Origin of the sequence: Bradyrhizobium altum (genome assembly GCF_020889705.1) — a bacterium.
In the GTDB taxonomy this organism is placed as follows: domain Bacteria; phylum Pseudomonadota; class Alphaproteobacteria; order Rhizobiales; family Xanthobacteraceae; genus Bradyrhizobium; species Bradyrhizobium altum.
The window spans coordinates 1-934 of record NZ_JACMYP010000578.1 but is presented as its reverse complement, the minus strand read 5'-3'; the positions used below and the strand labels follow the sequence as shown (position 1 = coordinate 934).

Here is a 934-nt window from a genome sequence, read left to right as displayed (position 1 = left end):
GCTATCGCAAAATAGGCGCTCGCCTTCCGTAGGATCTCGTTGGCCTGCCGAAGCTTACGGTTCTCCCGTTCCAGGGCCTTCAGCTTCTCGGCCATCTCGGTCGGAACGCCGGTCCGCTGCCCGCTGTCGATCTCGGCCTTCTTGACCCAGTCATGCAGCGTCTGCGGGGTGCAGCCGATCTTGGCCGCAATCGATGTCACTGCCGCCCAGCGCGAAGGGTGCTCGCCGGCATGATCCAGAACCATCCGAACCGCACGGTCCCGGACCTCAGGCGAAAATTTGTTCGTCGTCTTGCTCGTCATGGCTCCATCCTCTCCAGGAGTTGGAGCCTCCGGCAAACCCGGGGTCGGTTCAGTCGCAGCCACGGCACTATTGCAAGTGCGCGCCAGTCAGCTTCGCTCCGTAGAGCCACACCATCAAACGTCACGTGATCTCCGCGCCAGTCCGCTTGACCACGGGCTAACGATAGTCCCAATTGCCTTTAACGATCGGGTGCTTCACATGCCGCGATCATTGAAATCCGCGATGTTGGGCCAGAGTTGCGGCGTAAGCGTGGCGTTGAGGCCCTTGAGAATTTTTGTACTCAATCCTGAGAGCGCCGCTAGAAGAGTCAGGCGCAGGTCGAAAGCGCTGGCCGGACGATTTGAAGGCACAGATTGCCGCGGAAAGCCTTGAGCCGGGGGCGATTGTCACAGATGTCGCGCGTCGCCATGGGTGCCGGCCCCAGCAGGTGCATGACTGGCGGCGCCGGGCGCGTTTGGGCCAGTTGGTGCTGCCAGCTTCGGCGGACACGCTGTCGTTCGTGCCGGTGGTATCGAAATCGGCGTTACCGGCGGCCGCAGAGCCCACCGGGTCGCCGGAAGCAGCCGTTGTGACGGTTGAACTCCAGGGGGCACGCGTGGAGGTGCGAGGGACGCCTGGCCTTGCTGTGTTG

At 62.7% G+C, this 934-nt stretch carries 2 protein-coding genes; one reads left to right on the top strand and one right to left on the bottom strand.

Annotation, left to right across the window (positions count from 1 at the left end; all coding sequences use genetic code 11):
- A partial coding sequence (locus tag H8B02_RS47490; protein WP_229172548.1) for a transposase occupies nucleotides 1-302 on the bottom strand: 302 nt, incomplete at its 3' end.
- Nucleotides 303-577: 275 nt separating this feature from the next.
- Here H8B02_RS47490 and tnpA point away from each other — a divergent pair.
- Nucleotides 578-934 (top strand): IS66-like element accessory protein TnpA (gene tnpA / locus H8B02_RS47485; RefSeq protein WP_283842330.1); only part of this gene is annotated, 357 nt, incomplete at its 3' end.